2 protein-coding genes are annotated in these 1,262 nt (G+C 30.6%); both read right to left on the bottom strand.

Annotation, left to right across the window (positions count from 1 at the left end):
- Nucleotides 1-90: 90 nt before the first annotated feature.
- Nucleotides 91-255, bottom strand: coding sequence for an LPS-assembly lipoprotein LptE (locus ACFQ1X_RS15445; protein WP_379083312.1), 165 nt, complete (start codon nt 253-255; stop codon nt 91-93).
- 246 nt (nt 256-501) lie between these two features.
- Nucleotides 502-687 (bottom strand): amino acid transporter, encoded by a 186-nt coding sequence (locus ACFQ1X_RS15440; RefSeq protein ID WP_144841710.1) that lies wholly within the window; start codon nt 685-687, stop codon nt 502-504.
- Nucleotides 688-1,262: the final 575 nt, after the last annotated feature.

The following is a 1,262-nucleotide window of genomic DNA, read 5'->3' as shown; positions in this document are numbered from 1 at the left end:
GACTGTTATGTCCAAAAGAAAAAATAACAAAAATGCCTTTCCGACAAAAAATCGGAAAGGCATTTTCTTTTCTAAGAAACTAGGTGTTCATTATTGGACGCTTACGTTTTCATCAACGCCTTGTATATCTAAAGTGTCGAAATCCTCAGTATTTGGTACATCGACATACCTCTTTTCCTGGCTTTGTGCGCCACCACATGCACTAAATACAATAGTACTTACCAATATAAAAAACAGTATTATGCATTTCTTCATAATCGATCCTCCTCCTTTCTCCTAATCTTATTACGTTATACAACTAAAATAGTTTCAATATTCTTGAAACAGCAAGTTGAAACTTCCTAATTGAGAAAGAGTCCTCATTGAAGTTTTTTTTATAATTCAAAAACATTTAGTACCGTATTAAAACTAAACATGAATAGCACAACCTCATATAAAGATAAAAAGACTGTGCCTTTCTAAGAATTAAGATCTTAATAATAGCCGTGCAAATAAAGAAATTTAGTTGGAGAAATTAATAATGTAAGCTACTAACATTGTAATAATAGAAAAGAAAATAAGTCCGATAACACAGTATTTTATGACCTTCAGAGGCAAAGGTAAATGTTTAACTTTTTCTTCTGAAGGTACTCCAAGATGCTTCTGCACAAATTCATTGCCATCGTCGAATGGCTTTTTCTCATTCATAGTATCCCTCTTTTCCAATAATGTGAAAGGTAGATTATTAATTAATCTGCGACTTAATTTAGACTCAATAGATCTAAATAAAAAATTCAATTTCCCTATAAATCACTGCAGTTTACAATATATTTTATTGTTTTTACAACTATACCAATATTAACCACTCAAAACGATGAAAATTCTAAGTTTTCAAACTTTAACTGATAGCTAAATATGGTACTCATAAAATAATGCATTTTTAACACAATCTTTATATAAATAAAAAAAGAGAAGATGTGCACCACACCCTCTTTTCTCGCTCAGTATTCTAGCAACTTCCGGTAACTCAGTGATATGTAAACCTAAAATATTTTGTAGTCCGGGCTTTAAAACCTTATAGCACAGCCATTTGAATGTAACTTTTTTTCTAATGAAATCTGTTTCATCGGTTTTCTGACGAGCACACTAGAGCATGGATTTTGAATGTAACTTAATTACACATATGTTACATTCGAAATCTGTTTAGTATACTCGATATTTTATTACTTATATGTTATATTTGGTGTATGGAAAAGCCAAAATGGACAGTCAATGCATATAAA

Origin of the sequence: Metaplanococcus flavidus (assembly GCF_042675885.1) — a bacterium.
GTDB classification, from domain to species: Bacteria; Bacillota; Bacilli; order Bacillales_A; family Planococcaceae; genus Planococcus; species Planococcus flavidus.
This window is presented reverse-complemented; position numbering and strand designations above follow the sequence as displayed.

Excerpts from the sequence above, each read along its gene's own strand:
- ACFQ1X_RS15445 (WP_379083312.1), bottom strand. The coding sequence starts at position 255 with ATGAAGAAATGCATAATACTGTTTTTTATATTGGTAAGTACTATTGTA.
- ACFQ1X_RS15440 (WP_144841710.1), bottom strand. The coding sequence starts at position 687 with ATGAATGAGAAAAAGCCATTCGACGATGGCAATGAATTTGTGCAGAAG.